This is a genomic window from Bifidobacterium pseudocatenulatum DSM 20438 = JCM 1200 = LMG 10505 (assembly GCF_001025215.1).
Classification (GTDB): domain Bacteria; phylum Actinomycetota; class Actinomycetes; order Actinomycetales; family Bifidobacteriaceae; genus Bifidobacterium; species Bifidobacterium pseudocatenulatum.
Genome location: NZ_AP012330.1, coordinates 1610245 through 1627257, shown reverse-complemented (window position 1 = coordinate 1627257; position 17013 = coordinate 1610245). Strand labels below are relative to the sequence as shown.

Sequence of the window (17013 nt, the reverse complement as noted above, 5' to 3'; positions counted from 1 at the left end):
TACGTTATTGGAGGTGAAAAACCATGATGGTTGTGGTTGCGTACGATGTGAGTACGGAAACCCCTGAGGGGAAGCGTCGTCTTCGTTTGGTGGCGAAGACATGCGTGAAATACGGACAGCGTGTGCAGAACAGTGTTTTCGAATGCTCGGTGAGTCCTTCCGATTATCTGGTGTTGGTGCACGATTTGCTGAAGATTGCCAATACCGATGAGGACAGCCTGCGCTTTTATAAACTTGGCGCTCGATATGCGGATAGGATTGAGCATTATGGACGTGAACGGAGTTTGCCGGTTAATGATGTGATGATGATATAGCACAGGCAAAATGGCATGGTGCCATAACGATATGGTGTGGGGTATGCTGGGTTGAGCGTTTGAGTGTGCCGTCCGGTATTCAGAGTGTGTTTTCTAGCCAGCAGTATTGTGTTTTCGGCAAGGTGGCCGGTCTTGGAATGGTGTTTGTGCGAAGTGTAAGCGCTCATGATAAGGGACGTCTTTCGCACCTGAAAAACTATCGAAATCCGAATTGTGATTTTCGTGGGGCGTTTTGAAAACTAAATAATGGACATTAAAATGAGACAGAAAGCCAGTTGCTCGTTTTAGACATGTTGTTCGTCGTATCGGCGGTGTTGTTTGATATGCTTAAAGCTAGGCAGCTGGCTTGCGTCTCAAAAAGCGGACAAAAATGTCCAGCTGCACTGTCGCTCTCCTCATGGAGAGCGTGGATTGAAATGCCCTCGTACCCCCATACTGGTAGGATGTTGGTGGTCGCTCTCCTCATGGAGAGCGTGGATTGAAATATGTCACGAAACTTGACCGTGAGATGGCATCGCGGCGTCGCTCTCCTCATGGAGAGCGTGGATTGAAATCTGCTCGCGAGCGCCATCCTCTGGGCCGACAAGGTCGCTCTCCTCATGGAGAGCGTGGATTGAAATAACATTTTCCGTGAGGAAATGCGTATGGCATCCAGTCGCTCTCCTCATGGAGAGCGTGGATTGAAATCGTATTTCGCAATCACAAGGGACGACAACAAATTGTCGCTCTCCTCATGGAGAGCGTGGATTGAAATCGAGATAATAGCGAGGGGTATCAGCGTTCGAGGCGGTCGCTCTCCTCATGGAGAGCGTGGATTGAAATATTCCGCATGCCGCTATTACGGACACGGCCAACAGTCGCTCTCCTCATGGAGAGCGTGGATTGAAATCGTCAGAACATTGTTCTTAGTCATCAAATCATTAAGTCGCTCTCCTCATGGAGAGCGTGGATTGAAATATACGCAGCGCAAGGCGACTACCAGAACGCCATGTCGCTCTCCTCATGGAGAGCGTGGATTGAAATCTCATGCAGGACGGCGACCCGCTCAGCGCCGACGTCGCTCTCCTCATGGAGAGCGTGGATTGAAATGTTAGTCACCTGCGCTTTTTGCTGGATGAACTTATCGTCGCTCTCCTCATGGAGAGCGTGGATTGAAATAGTCGCGTGACGGTCAACAATTCCGGCGGATACGTCGCTCTCCTCATGGAGAGCGTGGATTGAAATACACCCGAGGTGATCGCATCGTGGAAGGCGTTGCGTCGCTCTCCTCATGGAGAGCGTGGATTGAAATAGGTATTTGCCGATGTCGAGGTTGCTGAAACTGGTCGCTCTCCTCATGGAGAGCGTGGATTGAAATATTGCGTTCCGGTTCGACGTGCCCAGACGGTTCTGTCGCTCTCCTCATGGAGAGCGTGGATTGAAATTTCCACCCGAGGTTGATTTTCCGGCGCGAGGTTGGTCGCTCTCCTCATGGAGAGCGTGGATTGAAATATTGCGTTCCGGTTCGACGTGCCCAGACGGTTCTGTCGCTCTCCTCATGGAGAGCGTGGATTGAAATTCATCGGGATTAACGCCGAGCCCTTTGACATGAGTCGCTCTCCTCATGGAGAGCGTGGATTGAAATATGGCTTCGAGCACGTCAGCTGGAATCAGTCTCGTCGCTCTCCTCATGGAGAGCGTGGATTGAAATATTCCAGATCTGCGTTTTTGTCGTGATGATTTTGGTCGCTCTCCTCATGGAGAGCGTGGATTGAAATGCCCATAAATCCCAGCATTGCGCCCCGTACGCGCCGGTCGCTCTCCTCATGGAGAGCGTGGATTGAAATAGGCTCGCTCTATAGTTTTCGTCGAAAATCGGATAAGTCGCTCTCCTCATGGAGAGCGTGGATTGAAATAACACGATATCCAGTTGGGTAACGCTTACATGGAAGTCGCTCTCCTCATGGAGAGCGTGGATTGAAATAATAATCCCCAAGCGCAAAACCTGATTGTCGTCGTGTCGCTCTCCTCATGGAGAGCGTGGATTGAAATCTGACCGACGTGGCAATCGCCAAGCAGGGCGGCGGTCGCTCTCCTCATGGAGAGCGTGGATTGAAATTAAAAAATAATGGGGAGTATGACGTCATGACCGGTCGCTCTCCTCATGGAGAGCGTGGATTGAAATATACACTTGTTCACACCGTGCAGACGCCGGATATGTCGCTCTCCTCATGGAGAGCGTGGATTGAAATACGCAGGTCAGCCCGATCCTCGACCGCATCCCCGTCGTTCTCCTCATGGAGAGCGTGGATTGAAATAGCTGGGAGCAGTGCGTTCGCGCCGTACAAGGGGTCGTTCTCCTCATGGAGAGCGTGGATTGAAATGATACGATTAAGATGATTTTCGAGCGTCGTATCAGTCGCTCTCCTCATGGAGAGCGTGGATTGAAATCGGTGTCTGCATCGTTCCGGCCGCCGCGTGGATGTTGCTTTCCCTGTTTATGTCCAGTGTTCCCCGCACATGCGGGATTCCACATGTGCGGGACTGCTAGCAACGGAAAACCAGGGTTTTTGTCCGCTCGGGGCGACTTCAACGGTAATACGAGCAGGAACTGCGACTGGGTGTTTCGCATGGGGTCGCTTCTGAAAGCTATGTAAAAGAAATAGTGTATGTGAAAACGGTCGGGTGGGTGCGGATGCACGAGAAATTGGCTAACCTGTCGAATTTCTGTTTTACTTTGGTCGTTCATCTCGTGAGTGGTCGTCAAGCTAGACATATTGTGTCTCATGGGATGCAACATGTCATATGGAAATACATATGACTGGCGAATATCGCCAATGGTTCAGCCGGATAAAGGACCGGAACGCGAAAGCCCGAATCAGCGCGAGACTCCGATTGCGCTTCTAGATGGGGCGGCCGGTGGGTGACCTGCATACGGTTGGTGACGGGGCCAGCGCGCTGAGGTTCAATTTCGGTCCCGGCTACCGTGTTTGCTCCGCGCAGAAGAGCGACTCGCTCATGTTGCTGCTTTATCGGTGGCCGAGCTTGACGATTCGGCGTTGCGGCAGGCCGTAATCGGCGATATGACCAAAGCGAAGGGTATGGGGCAGATCACGAAGGAGGCGGGTGTGGGACGTGAAAGTCTTTACAAGAGCCTCGACAGGAATGTCAACCCGAGCTTCCATACCATTATGAAGGGATCGTGCACGCTCTCGGCGGCAGGCTGACAATCCAACCCGCATAAGCTTGACTTTACGACCATCATGCAGTGACCGCCCGAGCATTGGAAAAGGGCGATCGCTGACCATATTGTTGCGACATATGTGGAGAGATGTTCGTGGTGAGCTTGACGTACATAACATCGTAAAACTTCGGTCGTCTGGTTTGTTCTGCGGCTCATCAGTGAGGGAAAATGCTTAATTATGCCGCCTATCTCGCCTATATATGGCAGATTTTGAGGTTCGTACGGAGGCTTCTCGCTTATATATGGCAGGTGTTCGTGCGAAAAGTGTCAAAAACATGCCCCCTAAGTGGCTTTTCTCGAAGGGCATGTGCCATATATGAGCGAGAAACTTCAGGTCAAGATGCCAAATCTGCCATATATAAGCCAGATATCGCGGTTCAGTTCAGATGAACTGGGTGTATGTCCATAAATTTCGACGATTAGGGTGTATCAAGAGTTCCGAGTTGGTTTCAATGACAATCCGAGGGGGTGAAAACGAGTTTATGGGCACGCGTGCGGAGTCTCAGATGCGCAGAACTCCTCACGCAGCGCATATCACAATCCCAGCCAGGCGCGTAGGTCACGAATTTCCTGATCGCAGATGCCGTGGACCATTCCCGGATATTCGAAATACGTGAGATTGCCGGTTTGCGCAAGTTTGTTGCGCGCACGCTGTTGGTCGGATAGTGGAATTGTGCGGTCTTCGCTGCCGTAACAGAGTGCGAATCGCGTGCGTCCGGTCGCGGGCAAAGGCTCAGCGGTTTCGCCTTTGAATGATGGGCTCATCAGAATCGCCATGTCGAACGCATCGGGATGTTCCGCAACCATGCGATACGATAGGTATCCGCCCTGCGAAAACCCGATCAGTACCTTGCGGAAATGCGCGTATGCGGGCGAATCCAGCAATCGTACGACGGCGTCGCCTACGGCACTGCACTCGCGTCGACGCTCTCCTACGGAACATCCATCCGGATACCAGTAGTAGCTTCCGATGTAAGGACGTTCGTACGTGCCTCGGAACGACAGATAATTCGGATGCTGGGCAGGAGCAATGGAGTTGTCCGTTGAAGATGCGTCTTGCTTCGGAACATCATAAATCGCATCAATAATGCGGATCATCTCATTTTCATCATTGCTGAATCCATGAAATCCCAAGAACAGCAGATCATCGCCGGCTATTTCGCAGGCGGCCGTCTCAATGCTGGTACTCACGTTCAAACGCATGTCAACCTCCCATCGCATGTCGATAGTATGCAGATTTCCAACGGCACCATAACGGTGGACAGCGAAGTGGGGAAGGGCATGACGTTCACCGTTATGCTGCCGTTGGTTGAGGAAAACACTGAATATGTGGCGAAGCCTACAATAATCCGTCGGCGTGCAATGCGTTGAACATGCGGTCCAGGCATTCGACCAGCAGCGGATACGGCATTGCTATGTTCACGCGCACGCATCCGGCACCGGTCTCGCCGCATGAACGTCCGTCGGTCAACGCCACTTGCGCCTTCTCAAGAAAGTATGCGGCCGGATCGTCGATGCCAAGCGGCGAGAAATCAAGCCATGCGATATATGTGCCCTGCGGTTTGATATAGCCGACGCCGGTGAACCTTTCACGCATCTGCTCGTCGAACAACGCCAAATTCCTGCACACATAGGCAAACGCATCCTGGAACCACAGGTCGCCTTCGTTATATGCGGTGGTGGTGGCGATTGCGCCGATGGTGGCGGTCTGATGTTCGCTCCACTCCGCCTTGACCGCCCACATGTCACGATCCGCAGGATTGGTAAGCAGCACCTGCGCGCACTTCGTGCCCGGAATATTGAACGATTTCGACGCGCTGGTAGCGGTCATCGACTGTAATGCGGCCTGCTCGCTGATGGTGGGGAACGGAATGTGCTTGCCCTCAAACACGAACGGCGCATGAATCTCATCATTGAAAATACGCACGTCATACTGTGCCGCAAGATCGCTCAGACGCAGCTCCTCCTCCAAGGTGAGCACTTTGCCGATCGGGTTGTGCGGGTTGCAGAGCACGAACGCATGGCATCCGGCCGCAAACGCGCGTTCGATGGCGTCGAAGTCGAACACCCATTGCGCCTCTCCGGTTTCGGCGTCGCCGCTTTGCAGCATTTCGATTTCGATCACGTCAACGTCGTACAGTTTCGGAACGCTCAAAAACGGCATGTAGGCAGGCGTCGGCACGATCACGCTGTTGCCCGCACCGACCAGTTCACGCAGGAAAATCTCGTACGCTTCGAGTACGTCGGGAACCACGCGAATAATGCTCGGATCGACATCCCATCCGTAATGCGAGCGTTGCCATCCTGCGCATGCTTCTGCCACGCGCTGTTTCCAGGGTTCGGGAATGTAGCCGAGTTTGCAATGGTCGCAGGCGTTGTCGATGGCTTTCTGAATGCAGGGAGCCAAGCCGTAGTCCATTTCGGCAATGAACGCGCCAATGCAGCCGGGGTAGCGTGTCCACTTGTCGGAGCCGACTGCGGCAAGATCGGCTGCGGTGGTGTGGTCGATGGCGTCGGCGTCAAAGCCGGAACCGGTACGATGCTTCATTTCCATGATTTCTTCCATGGTTCCAGCATGACGTACCGATGCTTGCACGAACAGTGTGTTCTTGTACTGAAAGCAAAGACTGTTATGAAGTTTTCTTATATCAGATGCTTTTGCTATTCAATTATTAATCTGATTATGACGATATAGCAAAATACTGGAAACAATTGTTTGCTGCAGTATTCCGCGATTGCGAATAAGCACGGATATCAAACGATGAATCAAATGTTTTCCAAATACTGGTGTGACGCCCTTTCGATTTCGTCTTTGACGCGGGCCACTGCCGGTCGGTCGTCCACTTTTCTTGTGACGAAACAGACTGTGCGGAATGCGTTGTTGTCGGCGATTGGCAGTGCGGCCAAATCGGGTTGGATTCCAGCGGTTGTGGCTAAGCGAGATACGATCGAGACGCCCATGCCAACTTCCACCAGATTCTGCGTGGCCCAAAAATCGTCGGTCGAATGTGTGATTTCCGGTGTGAAGCCGGCGGCACGCGCCAACGACACCAGATTCGCCTGGCAGGTTTCGCAGCCGGCGATCCACTGTTCGCTGCGTGCCGAAACCAATTGGACCGGCAGGTGCGAGCTTTCGTACTGGCGCGCGATCGCATTGTTCGCGCCGATCAGCAGCATCAGCGGATCGACGCCGAAAGGAGCGACTTCCAAATCGTCCGGTCCGGCCAAAGCGGGGAGTGAATTGTATTGGAAGATGATCGCGCAATCGGCAAGCCCCTGTTCCAACGCCTCCATGGCCTCAGGCGGCTCCATCTGCATGAGGCTCACGCGAATGTCGGACGTTTTGCTGATATGCACGAGAACGCGTGCCACGAACGACGAACATACCGATGGAGGAGCGACCAAACGAATATGCGTCGATCCGTTGCGCTGGTACTCTTCCACATCTTTGACGGCTTGGGTGACGCGATTGTCGATAAGCTGCCCGTGACGTGCCAGAATACGGCCGATCGGAGTCAATTCCACGCCATGCGACGTGCGCTGCACGAGTTTTGCGTCAAGTTCACGTTCGATCTTGCGGATCTGCTGGCTGATGGCCGGTTGCGACCATCCGGTTTCACGCGCGACCGCGGAGAACGAGCCCAAACGCTCCACGTTCCACAAGGTCACCAGAATCTGCGGGTTCAGTGTTTTTGTGCTGAATCCCGTGGCATTCGCGGTGATGCTGATGTCGGTGTTCGTGTTGGCGTTTTCACGCGTGTTGCTATCGGCTGGAGTGTTCATATGAGGGTAGTGCTCAGCTTTTTAGGAATGCGGGGATGGCCTCGGCCGCCGCATAGCCCGCGCGGTACATGCGTTCCAAACCTTCGAACGACTTGCTCAACGTGTTCAGGCCGTACAGGCTTTCCGGCGCGAGGATGAGCACGCGGCCGTCCTGCTCGTATTCCTTGGCCAGCGCCACTTCGTCGTTGTACGTCTGGTAGCGGTTGAGCAGTTTTTCCGCGGCTTGTGGATGCGTGCGCCTCAAAATCCTGGCGGGGCCGATATCCCTCTTCTGTTCGCGTACGGTGTCTTTCGGACGGGTGAGTATCACCACGATGCGGTCGTGGCCGTCATCGATGGCCTTCTGCACCGGAATCGGATCGGCGATGCCGCCATCGTAATAGGGAATGCCATCGATCGCATACGGTTCGCAAGCTACCGGCACCGCTGATGACGCCTTCAGGATGTCGAAATTGTCGTAGCCCACGTCGGATTTGCCGAAATACTTCGTGGAGCCGTCTTCGGCGTTGCACGCAACCACGGTGAAACCGGTCGGGTTGGCTTCGAAAGCCGCGTAGTCAACCGGATTTTCGCCATCATGATTGCTGAGCGTGCTATACACGTAATCGAGGTTGGCGAAATTATGGTTCTTGACATAGCTGTCGAAGCTCGCGTATTCCTTGCGGAACGCGTACTGCGTGTAGAACGTGTGGTTGCGCCCATGCTGCTTCGCGATGAACGAAACCATGTTGGCGCTGCCGGCGGAAACACCATAGCAGTGGTCGACGCTGATGCCGTCCTCAAGCATGCGGTCCATCACGCCCGCACCGTAGATCGCGCGGAAACCGCCGCCGACGTCGATCATTGCCGTCCTGTGAGCCATATGCGTCCCGTCCTTTCGCCGTTCGTCCCTTTTGCGGGTTTCAATCGACTTTACGCGGTCTAATTGACGTATTTTTGCGTGTTCGGTCATTTCTTATCGAAGGACGACGTAAGATATCTGCGAATAATCAATAAAAATGGAGTGGAGAAGATATCAATGAACGAAGCTGCACTGCCTCAGTCGACGGTCCACATCGCCCAAGCTGATCCGGACGGGATTCTGCTGGTGATTCACGCGGGTGCCGGCAATCGTGGCAAAAAGGATACGCCGGAACGTCGTGCCCAGGTGGAGCAGGATTTGAACAGGGCTCTTGAAGCTGGCTATGCGTTGCTGGAGCAGGGGGCTCCGGCGGAGGATGCCGTGTGCGCGGCTATCCGTGTTATGGAGGATGCTCCGGAGTTCAACGCTGGTCGTGGCGCTGCATTGACGAGTGAAGGCATCGTATCCATGGATTCCTGCCTGATGACTGGTGTCGATGGCGAGGTTGGTTCCGCGTGCGGTCTGACCACGTCTAAGAATCCGATCAACGTAGCGCGTGCCATCAAGGAAAAGACCAAGCATGTCATGTTTGCCAAGCCCGGTAATGATTTGCTCAAGGAGTGGGGAATCGAACTGTGCGACAGTGAATATTTCATCACTCCAGCACGTCAGGAATCCTTGCGCGAGGCGCAATCCAACGGCGATGAATGGGAGAAGCATGGCACCATCGGCGCTGTCGCCCGTGACTCGTCCGGCAACATCGCTGCCGGCACCTCCACCGGTGGCATCACCAACCAGATGCCGGGACGCGTCGGCGATTCGCCTCTGCCGGGCTGTGGTACCTATGCCAACAACGATTCCGTCGCGATCTCCTGCACCGGCATCGGTGAAGCGTTCGTCAAGGAAGTCGCTGCGCATCAGGTTTCCGATCGTGTTCTGTACGCCAAGGAGGAGCCGATCGAGGCTGCGAAGGCGGCGCTGGATGGTGTCGCCCGTCATCATGGAGATGGCGGTATGATCGTCGTTCCGGCTCATGGTGAAGGCGCAATGGTGTTCAATAGCGAGATGATGAACTGCGGTTGGAAGTCTCCGAAGGGCAGCTACGTGCAGAGTTGATGCTGTAGTGGCAAACCGGCAAAACAAGCCACAAAAGTACAGTGGGGTTCGAATCCATGAAGGATTCGAACCCCGCTGTGCTTTAGCTCCCTTTCTGGCCGGCGAATCGTTCGTCCGCCGGCCAGAAACATCACTTAGTGATGGTGTTGTAGGTAGGCAGATTGGTGTAATCGAACGACACGTTCTTCACGTTCGTCGCGGACGCGGCGGCGACGTTGTCGTTCCACAGCGGAATCACCGGAAGATCCTTGGCCAGCACTTCCTGCGCCTTGGTGAAGTCCTCGGTCCGCTTCTTTACGTCGGTCTGGGCAAGTGCGGCATTCAGGAGCTCGTCGAATTCCGCACTCTTGTAATCACCATCGTTCGAACCATGACCGTCAGCGGAGCTGGAGGCATATAGCGGATTGAGATAATCTTCAGCGGACGGGTAATCCAGCATCCAGCCGGCACGGAACGCGGTTTTGATGGTGCGGTTGGTCACCTGGTTACGCACGTCGCTGAACGTGGCGTACGGCTCGCCAGCGGCGTCGATGTCGAGCGTGTTCTTGATCTGGTTGCACACGGCATCGACCCATTCCTTATGGCCGCCATCGGCGTTATAGGCGATTCGGAAGTTGCCGGACCACGGCTTGATGGCATTGGCTTTCTTCCAGAGTTCCTTGGCCTTGGAAGCGTTGTATTTCAGGTTGCTGCCGTTCTGTTCCAGTTTCTTCACATATTCGGGGACGAGCGGTGAAGTGAAATCGGTGGTCGGGGTCTTCGTGTTGTTGTAAACCTTCTTGACGATCTGGTCGCGGTCGATGGCCATGGAAATGGCCTGACGACGCAACTGGCCTTCTTCGTCGTTGCCGAAATGCTCAAGACGTTCCGGAATGACGAAGGACTGGAACGAGGATCCTGCCTGGCTGTAGGCGATCACGCTGGAATCCTGACGGAAGGTCTTCACCGCGGACTGTGGAATCTGATCCATCACGTCGAGGTTGCCAGACAGCACGTCGGAGTAAGCGGAATCCTCATTCGTGTAGACGCGGTATTCGATGCCTTTGTTGGACACCTTGCGGCTGCCCTTATAATCCCTGTTTGGTACGACGATGATGTTCTTGTCGTGGGACCAGGACTTGAACTTGTACGGACCATTGCCAATCGGAGCCTGGCCGAACTTCTTGATGTCCTTAAATGCCACGCTTGGCAGCGGGAACATGGATTGGTGCGCGAGCTTGGTCGGGAATACGGAATCAGGCTTGTTCAGCTCGACGACCAGCGTGTAGTCGTCCGGGGTGGAAAGACCGGAAAGTGTGGCCTTCGGATCGACGTTCGGATCCTGCAGTTCGTCATAGCCCTTGATGGTGGAGAATCGGCTTGCGGTCTTCTGCGCGTTCTTCACGTTGGCGGCGAAACTCCAGGTGTCGGCGAAGGAATGGGCGGTTACCGCCTCGCCGTTGGTGAACTTCCAGCCTTTCTTCAACTTGATTGTGTACGTGGTGGCATCCTCGTTCGGGGTGATACTCTCGGCGACTTCGAGATGTTGCTTGCCCTTTGCGTCGAAGCTCACCAGACCTTCGAACAGGTATCGAATAACTCTGCCGCCGCCCATTTCGTTGGTGTCGCTTGGAATTAGACCGTTCTGCGGTTCGCTGTTGTTCACTGAAATCAGCGAGGTGCTATCGGAGCCGTTGGAGGCTGTGTCATCGTTGGAAGACGATCCGCATGCGGCGATCGACGTCAGCATGGCACCCGCCGCGGCCATGGCCAGCAGACGCCGGAATGTGTTGTTCTTCATTTCATTCTCCTTTAATGTCGACTTTTCCGCCGATTATGTCGACGAAAAAACAATAGGACATAATATGAGAGTTTTATAAAATTTTCGTGTCATGTCTCAATTTGAAAACGAACCGCTGGCAGGCGTTGGATATGGACGTTATCTTCAGCTTTCTAGGAATGCGGGGATGGCCTCGACTGCCGCATAGCCCGCGCGGTACATGCGTTCCAAACCTTCGAACGACTTGCTCAACGTGTTCAGGCCGTACAGGCTTTCCGGCGCGAGGATGAGCACGCGGCCGTCCTGCTCGTATTCCTTGGCCAGCGCCACTTCGTCGTTGTACGTCTGATAACGGTTGAGCAGTTTTTGCGGGTTTCAATCGACTTTACGCGGTCTATCGGAACATTCGCGCTCAGCGATCAAGCAGCGATTGCGCTAATTGCGCGATTTGTGTGGAAGTGTCGGAATTGGCCAGCTCGATACCACCGTCCGCGTCTTCCGGAGAGAGTTTGCCCAACGATTCGAGCACTACGCCAAGATGGCGCACGGTACCTTCGTTGCCGTCGATGATTGCCGCTGTGTCGGGCAGCAGTTCGCGGAAATAGTCGCGGTAAAACACGAAATGCGTGCAGCCAAGCACTACCGAATCGATCGTCGACAAATCATACTGGTCGAAATACTGGTGCAGCGTGTGCATCACAACATCGTGATCGTCGAGTTGGCCGTGCTCAACGATCTCCACCAAACCGGGGCAGGGTTCCGGAAAGATCGTATGGTCTGTTTTGAAACGATCCATCAGCACGGCGAACTTGCGTTCCCGCAACGTCAGGGGAGTAGCTGCGACGATGACACGCTGACGATTGCCATGGCCTCGATCGCACGCCACCTTCAGCGCTGGTTCCATGCCAATGATCGGAATGTCGTATTTGTCGCGCAACTCGTTGGCTGCGGCGGAAGTGGCGGTATTGCAAGCGATGACAACCGCTTTCACTCCCTGCTCCACGAAACGTTTCACAATGGCGTCGGACAGCTTGCGTACCTGTTCAGGTGATTTGGTTCCGTACGGAGCGTTCGCGGAATCGCCAAAATACAGCACGCGTTCGTTCGGCATATCGCGGCGGATTTCGCGCGCCACGGAAATCCCGCCCAAACCGGAATCGAAAACGCCGATTGGTGCCGTTGAAGTCATACGTCCTCCCTTGTTCCGCACGCCAACATACTGCAACATAATGCACACGTGTTGCGTCCAACTTCTTCAATAGCCTACCGCGTGTAGAGTGAATCGGTATGAGCATTCCAAGCATTGTTTACAAAGCGCACGCCACCGGCAACGATTTCGTGGTGTATCTGGACGCCGAAGGCACGTACGAGCCTACCGCCGATGAAGTGCGATTCCTGTGCGACCGTCATTTCGGTATCGGTGGCGATGGCTTGATCCGCCTTACTCATCCGCAGGCGGTGTCCGATTTGAACGACAAGCAGATTGCCGTTTGTGCTGCCGACAATGCGGATTGGTTCATGGACTACCGCAACGCGGATGGTTCGTTGGCTGAGATGTGCGGCAACGGCACGCGTGCGATCACTCTGTTCGCGCAACGGCAGGGTATTGCCGGTCAGCCGGGCGGTGAACCGTTCCGTCTCGGCACCCGTGCCGGTGTGAAGGTTCTGACTTCACTTGGCGATGTGCCGACTCTTGGCAAGGACGTGTTCCAGGTTGAGATGGGTTCATGGAAGCGTGGCGATCTTGATGGATACGAAGTGACGATTCCCGGCACGGCCGGTTCCGCACGCGGCACGTTCGTGGACATGGGCAATCCGCATGTGGTGGCCGTCATCGAAGACGCGTTCTCCAGCCTGCCGACGGTGGAACAGCTTGATTTGGTGACCAAGCCGGTGGTCGCGCCCCGAATCGAAAGCGACCAGAATGTTGAGTTCGTGCGCATCGACGAGCAAAGCGAAGGCGACAACGAGGGCAACGCTACCATGCGCGTCAACGAACGCGGCTGCGGCGAAACCCTGTCGTGCGGAACCGGCCTGTGCGCCACCGCCATCACGTTGCGTGCCAAAACCGGCATCGACCATTGGACGATCACCGTGCGTGGCGGCACCCTGCGCGTCGACGTGACCGATAACGACGTGAAACTCACCGGATCGGCCACCATCGTCGGCAAAATCGAACTGCTGTAAGGTTTTGCGCATAACACTGAAATTTGCGGATACGCAAAAGAAAGAAGCCGGCTGTTTCCAGTCGGCTTCTCTTGTAGGCGAGTGAATCCCTACTGCTGATTGGACGTTACTTGACGTCAACTGAACAGCAGGGGGCCGTCTTCGACGAGAATGATCACAATCAATGTCACGATCCATAAGGCATCGACCATCAGATCGTAATTAAGACGGTAGTAGGTGCGTACGCCCTCGCGCTTGGCCGGAATCTCCTGAACCACCGCCGTGGCATGAGACAACGCCATGAACTGCACGGTGGTGGAGAACATCAGGCACAGACACCACGGGCATAGCGCGTTGATCACAAACAACGACTGCGAGGTCAGCCAATACGAATAAGCCAGCGCGGCCAATCCACCCAGCCATGTGCACGACGCAAACCAGCGGGGCACGGCGACCTTCGTCAAACCGATCACCGCGATCGTTACGAACACTGATTCCGCGGCGATGCCGAAGAACGCATTCGGGAAACTCAAACCGGCGAACTTCACAACCTCAGCCTGCCACGATTCCGCAACCGCGGAACACGACATCACGGCATTCACATCACAGCTGAGCTTCTGACCGGGATTGCGCGCCATTTTCAGTGTCTCGGCGGAAAGCACGAACGATACGACCAGCGCTACCGCCGAGGCGATCAGCATGACTAGATACGTCCATGTCGCGGTATGCCGCCAACCGCGCGGCTTCGTATAATCATCGTCGAGAGTGGCTTCGGCAACCTGTTCGCCGGAAAAATCGCTCATCGTGCATCCTTGAATCAAAATACAAACGTTGTCATCGCCTAGTTTACGCGGTATTGTGCCGAGTCGCGCCAAAAACAGCTTACGATGGATACATGATTCGCGTAGGCACTGCGGCACCGCCCGCTGAAGGTTGGGACATTCACTGCCATACCGTTTTTTCCGACGGTACGGAAACGCCGCGTGCGTTGTTGCAGGAAGCGAGAGCATTGCGATTGCATGGTGTTGCGATTGCCGATCATGACACGACCTCCGGTTGGCAGGATGCGTTGGCTGCTTCGCGGGAGGTCAGATTGCCGTTGTTACGCGGTACGGAAATCACTGCCGTCGATGAGAGCGTATCCGTGCACATGCTCGCATTCCAATATGATCCGCTGAACGCCGATATCAGCGAGATGTTCGCGTCCACCCGCGAGGCGCGACTGCGTAGAACCAAGCGCATGGTCGAACTGATGGCGCAGGATTTTCCGATTACGTGGGATGATGTGCTCGCGCAGGTGCGTGAAGGCAAACGCACCACGATAGGCCGGCCGCATATCGCCGACGCATTGGTGGCTGCCGGCGTATATGAAACACGATCCGACGCTTTCGCCGATGCGGTGAGCGCAACGTCGAAATATTACATTCCCACGCCATCACCGACCACGCACGACGTGGTGGCCGCGGTCAAGGGTGCGGGCGGGGTGGTGGTTATCGCCCACGCCGGAGACCCCCGGCGCAATCGGACATTACTGACCGACCGGCAAATCGAATCTCTCATCACCGAAGGCTTGGACGGTTTGGAAGTGTGGCATCGCGGCAATCCATCAGAACAGCGTGAACGTCTGCTCACCATTGCGCGCCGGCACGATCTGCTGGTGACTGGCGGATCCGACTGGCACGGCAAAGGCAAGCCGAACGCGCTGGGGGAGAACCTCACCAGCGACGAAACGGTTCAGGAAATCATCAATCGAGGCGTTCACTTGAGCAAAGAATCGTCGAAGGCGAAAATAAAAAACCGAAACGCAATCATCGATGCGTAATCGCGATATGAAACCAGGAACGAGTTGATCGCCCAAAATGGAAAAGCCAGACGTGAACGTCTGGCTTTTCTTGTGACGTCGAAAACGTGTGTTTCAGTTCGAAGCTGAAATCTGGTGATGCGAACGGGTCAGAGGTTGCCGAAACCGACGGCGTGCTTGGTTTCGGAACCGATGATGGCGTAGCCGAGCGAGCCTGCCGGCACCACGATGCGACGGCCCTTGTCGTCCGTCAGATTGATGGTCTTGCCGTTCTCCACGGCGTCGGCGATGGCCGTGTTGACCTCATCGGCGCTCTGTTCGGTGCTGAAGGTGACGGTGCGGGCCACATTCTGAATGCCGAGTTCAATATCCATGGATGCTCCTTCGTGATAATGCGCAATGCATGCGCACGTGTATGTACGGGTTATGTGCGCCTATTCTACGCGTAGCTTCTCATCGGTGGCGTCTTCCGCCTCCCACTGATTGATCTGCGCCTGCGCTTTCTGCATGGTCGCCTCATCTCGCTCCAACAGTGGAATGAGTACTGTCGCGGCCTCGCTGTGCGATGCGGGAATCGATTCCTCGTTCGTATCGTCGTTGTCGTCGGCCGTTTCCAGCCTGCTGATTACCATGGTGGAACTTGACGGCATGGATTCGTGCCGTTCTTTTGCGGAATGTTCCGGAATGAAAGTGCTGACCGAGGTCGCCTCATGTTCATTCGTATTGCCGGACGGTGCTTGTGATGGCTGGGCTCCGGCCGGTACGAACGCTTCCGTCGCGTCGTTGACGATTTCCTTCGTCTTGCGGACCGGCTGGGAGCCGGTCACGTCGAAATCGCCGGTCACGTCGAAATCGCCAGTGGAATCATCCATATCCACAGCGTCAACATGACGTTCGCCGGTCGTGTCGGAATCATTCTGCTGTGCGGCCGCGTTACGGCGACGCTCCGATTCGTTCAGCAACGTGCCTACGGTGATTGTGCTCGGCGGGCGCTGGGGGCGATCCTTGGACTCCTGCTTCGTTTCAGTTTGCACGCGATTCTTCGCTGTGGCGACACCCAACTGGTGGGCCAGGCGTTCCACCTGCGCCTTGAATTGCATAATCTTGGCGTTGTCTGCCTTGTTCAAAGCGGAAATAAAATCGCCGACCTGCTCCATCTGCAGCCACAGATTGGCCCGCAGCATAATCAGATCATCCAAACGATTGCCCAACATGCGACCGTATGCGGAAAGCAAGGCATTGCGGTGGTTCTCGTCAAGCTTGGCGAAAATCCAAGCCAAATCGCGGGCAGGATCGTTGACCTGCATATCCTGCCAATTCGTGACCGCGGTGATGGAGGAACCGGAAAAAAGCACATCGCCGTCACGCAACCCGCCATGCACCGGGCAAGTGGAGAACGACCACAGGCCGTCGGTCTCAAGAATATTCGCCCAACTAGTGGTGATCTCCTGCGGAACATGACCAGCCTGACGCAGGCGCTTGATCCAAGCGGTCAGCTGAGCGCGAATCTGGCCGGTGACAAACGTCGGATAGCCCGCTTCCTGCAGGAAGTCGGGACGAAGGCGATGAATCGCGCCCAAAGCGGTGCCTACGCTGGAACAATCATCCAAAGTCAGCAGCTCCAACGGCCGCGCCTGACCCACATGGTGGGTGGCCACCAGCACGGACGTATCTCCAGTGGCGGAATGCTTCAAATCGCCGTTTGAAAAAGCTACTATGCTATCGACGGCAAAACCCAATCCGCCTAATTCGCGGGCTTGCGAGAGCGTCTGCGCAGCGCGCACGCGACCGGCAAGACGCTTACGGCCTTCAGGCGTGTTGGATGCGAACACGTCATACAGCTTGCCCGCTGCATCCTGAACCACGGCATGGTCGACGCCGTACCCCTCGTCGGTCGGGTTGGTCTGTTCGCTGGCACGCGCGCCCGCAATGGCGGCGTTCGGCATCGCCGCACTCGTCAGGGCAGCTATCATAAATTTGCTTCGTTCGGTCACAATTCCAACCTTAATA

The 17013-nt window shown here is 55.2% G+C and carries 13 protein-coding genes, 2 pseudogenes and 1 CRISPR repeat array; of the genes and pseudogenes, 5 read left to right on the top strand and 10 right to left on the bottom strand.

Annotated elements, in window-relative coordinates:
• The first annotated feature begins 23 nt into the window (after positions 1-23).
• Both cas2 and BBPC_RS06820 read left to right on the top strand, forming a co-directional pair.
• Complete coding sequence (gene cas2 / locus BBPC_RS06825) at positions 24-314, top strand: CRISPR-associated endonuclease Cas2 (protein ID WP_004220804.1); 291 nt, start codon at positions 24-26, stop codon at positions 312-314.
• A gap of 385 nt (positions 315-699) precedes the next feature.
• Positions 700-2744: a CRISPR direct-repeat array (repeat unit 33 nt; unit sequence GTCGCTCTCCTCATGGAGAGCGTGGATTGAAAT).
• 581 nt (positions 2745-3325) lie between these two features.
• Positions 3326-3537, top strand: a pseudogene (locus tag BBPC_RS06820) (addiction module antidote protein); the annotation flags it as partial.
• Positions 3538-4071: 534 nt separating this feature from the next.
• Here the strand turns inward: BBPC_RS06820 and BBPC_RS06815 are convergent.
• From BBPC_RS06815 to BBPC_RS06800, 4 genes are all read right to left on the bottom strand, one after another.
• The gene (locus BBPC_RS06815; protein ID WP_033524077.1) at positions 4072-4740 is read right to left on the bottom strand and encodes an alpha/beta hydrolase; all 669 of its coding nucleotides are present in this window, start codon (positions 4738-4740) and stop codon (positions 4072-4074) included.
• A 136-nt stretch (positions 4741-4876) separates the two neighbouring features.
• Entirely contained in the window at positions 4877-6103 is a 1227-nt protein-coding gene (locus tag BBPC_RS06810) for a MalY/PatB family protein (protein ID WP_004220790.1), read from the bottom strand.
• A gap of 200 nt (positions 6104-6303) precedes the next feature.
• A complete protein-coding gene (locus BBPC_RS06805) occupies positions 6304-7320 on the bottom strand; it encodes a LysR family transcriptional regulator (RefSeq protein ID WP_004220788.1) in 1017 nt (338 codons plus the stop codon).
• A gap of 13 nt (positions 7321-7333) precedes the next feature.
• Entirely contained in the window at positions 7334-8182 is an 849-nt protein-coding gene (locus BBPC_RS06800) for a patatin-like phospholipase family protein (RefSeq protein WP_022245331.1), read from the bottom strand.
• Between the two features lie 156 nt (positions 8183-8338).
• On the opposite strand from BBPC_RS06800, the gene BBPC_RS06795 reads away from it, so the two are divergent.
• A complete protein-coding gene (locus BBPC_RS06795; protein WP_022245330.1) occupies positions 8339-9277 on the top strand; it encodes an isoaspartyl peptidase/L-asparaginase family protein in 939 nt (312 codons plus the stop codon).
• A gap of 130 nt (positions 9278-9407) precedes the next feature.
• On the opposite strand, the gene BBPC_RS06790 is transcribed toward BBPC_RS06795, so the two are convergent.
• From BBPC_RS06790 to murI, 3 genes and pseudogenes are all read right to left on the bottom strand, one after another.
• Entirely contained in the window at positions 9408-11057 is a 1650-nt protein-coding gene (locus tag BBPC_RS06790; protein ID WP_004220783.1) for a peptide ABC transporter substrate-binding protein, read from the bottom strand.
• 144 nt (positions 11058-11201) lie between these two features.
• Positions 11202-11405: pseudogene (locus BBPC_RS09675) on the bottom strand (DUF6363 domain-containing protein); the annotation flags it as partial.
• Between the two features lie 43 nt (positions 11406-11448).
• Positions 11449-12225, bottom strand: a complete 777-nt coding sequence (gene murI / locus BBPC_RS06785; RefSeq protein ID WP_022245329.1) for a glutamate racemase — start codon at positions 12223-12225, stop codon at positions 11449-11451.
• Between the two features lie 98 nt (positions 12226-12323).
• Here murI and dapF point away from each other — a divergent pair, with 98 nt between their 5' ends.
• Positions 12324-13223 (top strand): diaminopimelate epimerase, encoded by a 900-nt coding sequence (gene dapF, locus BBPC_RS06780; protein WP_004220779.1) that lies wholly within the window; start codon positions 12324-12326, stop codon positions 13221-13223.
• A 116-nt stretch (positions 13224-13339) separates the two neighbouring features.
• On the opposite strand, the gene BBPC_RS06775 is transcribed toward dapF, so the two are convergent.
• Positions 13340-14005 (bottom strand): vitamin K epoxide reductase family protein, encoded by a 666-nt coding sequence (locus BBPC_RS06775; protein ID WP_004220778.1) that lies wholly within the window; start codon positions 14003-14005, stop codon positions 13340-13342.
• A gap of 92 nt (positions 14006-14097) precedes the next feature.
• Between BBPC_RS06775 and BBPC_RS06770 the strand changes: the two genes are divergently transcribed.
• Positions 14098-15024, top strand: coding sequence for a PHP domain-containing protein (locus BBPC_RS06770; protein WP_004220777.1), 927 nt, complete (start codon positions 14098-14100; stop codon positions 15022-15024).
• A 128-nt stretch (positions 15025-15152) separates the two neighbouring features.
• Here BBPC_RS06770 and BBPC_RS06765 read toward each other — a convergent pair whose 3' ends face one another.
• Positions 15153-15377 (bottom strand): DUF3107 domain-containing protein, encoded by a 225-nt coding sequence (locus BBPC_RS06765; protein WP_004220776.1) that lies wholly within the window; start codon positions 15375-15377, stop codon positions 15153-15155.
• Between the two features lie 60 nt (positions 15378-15437).
• Positions 15438-16976 (bottom strand): phosphotransferase, encoded by a 1539-nt coding sequence (locus BBPC_RS06760; protein ID WP_004220774.1) that lies wholly within the window; start codon positions 16974-16976, stop codon positions 15438-15440.
• Positions 16977-17013 lie beyond the last annotated feature (37 nt).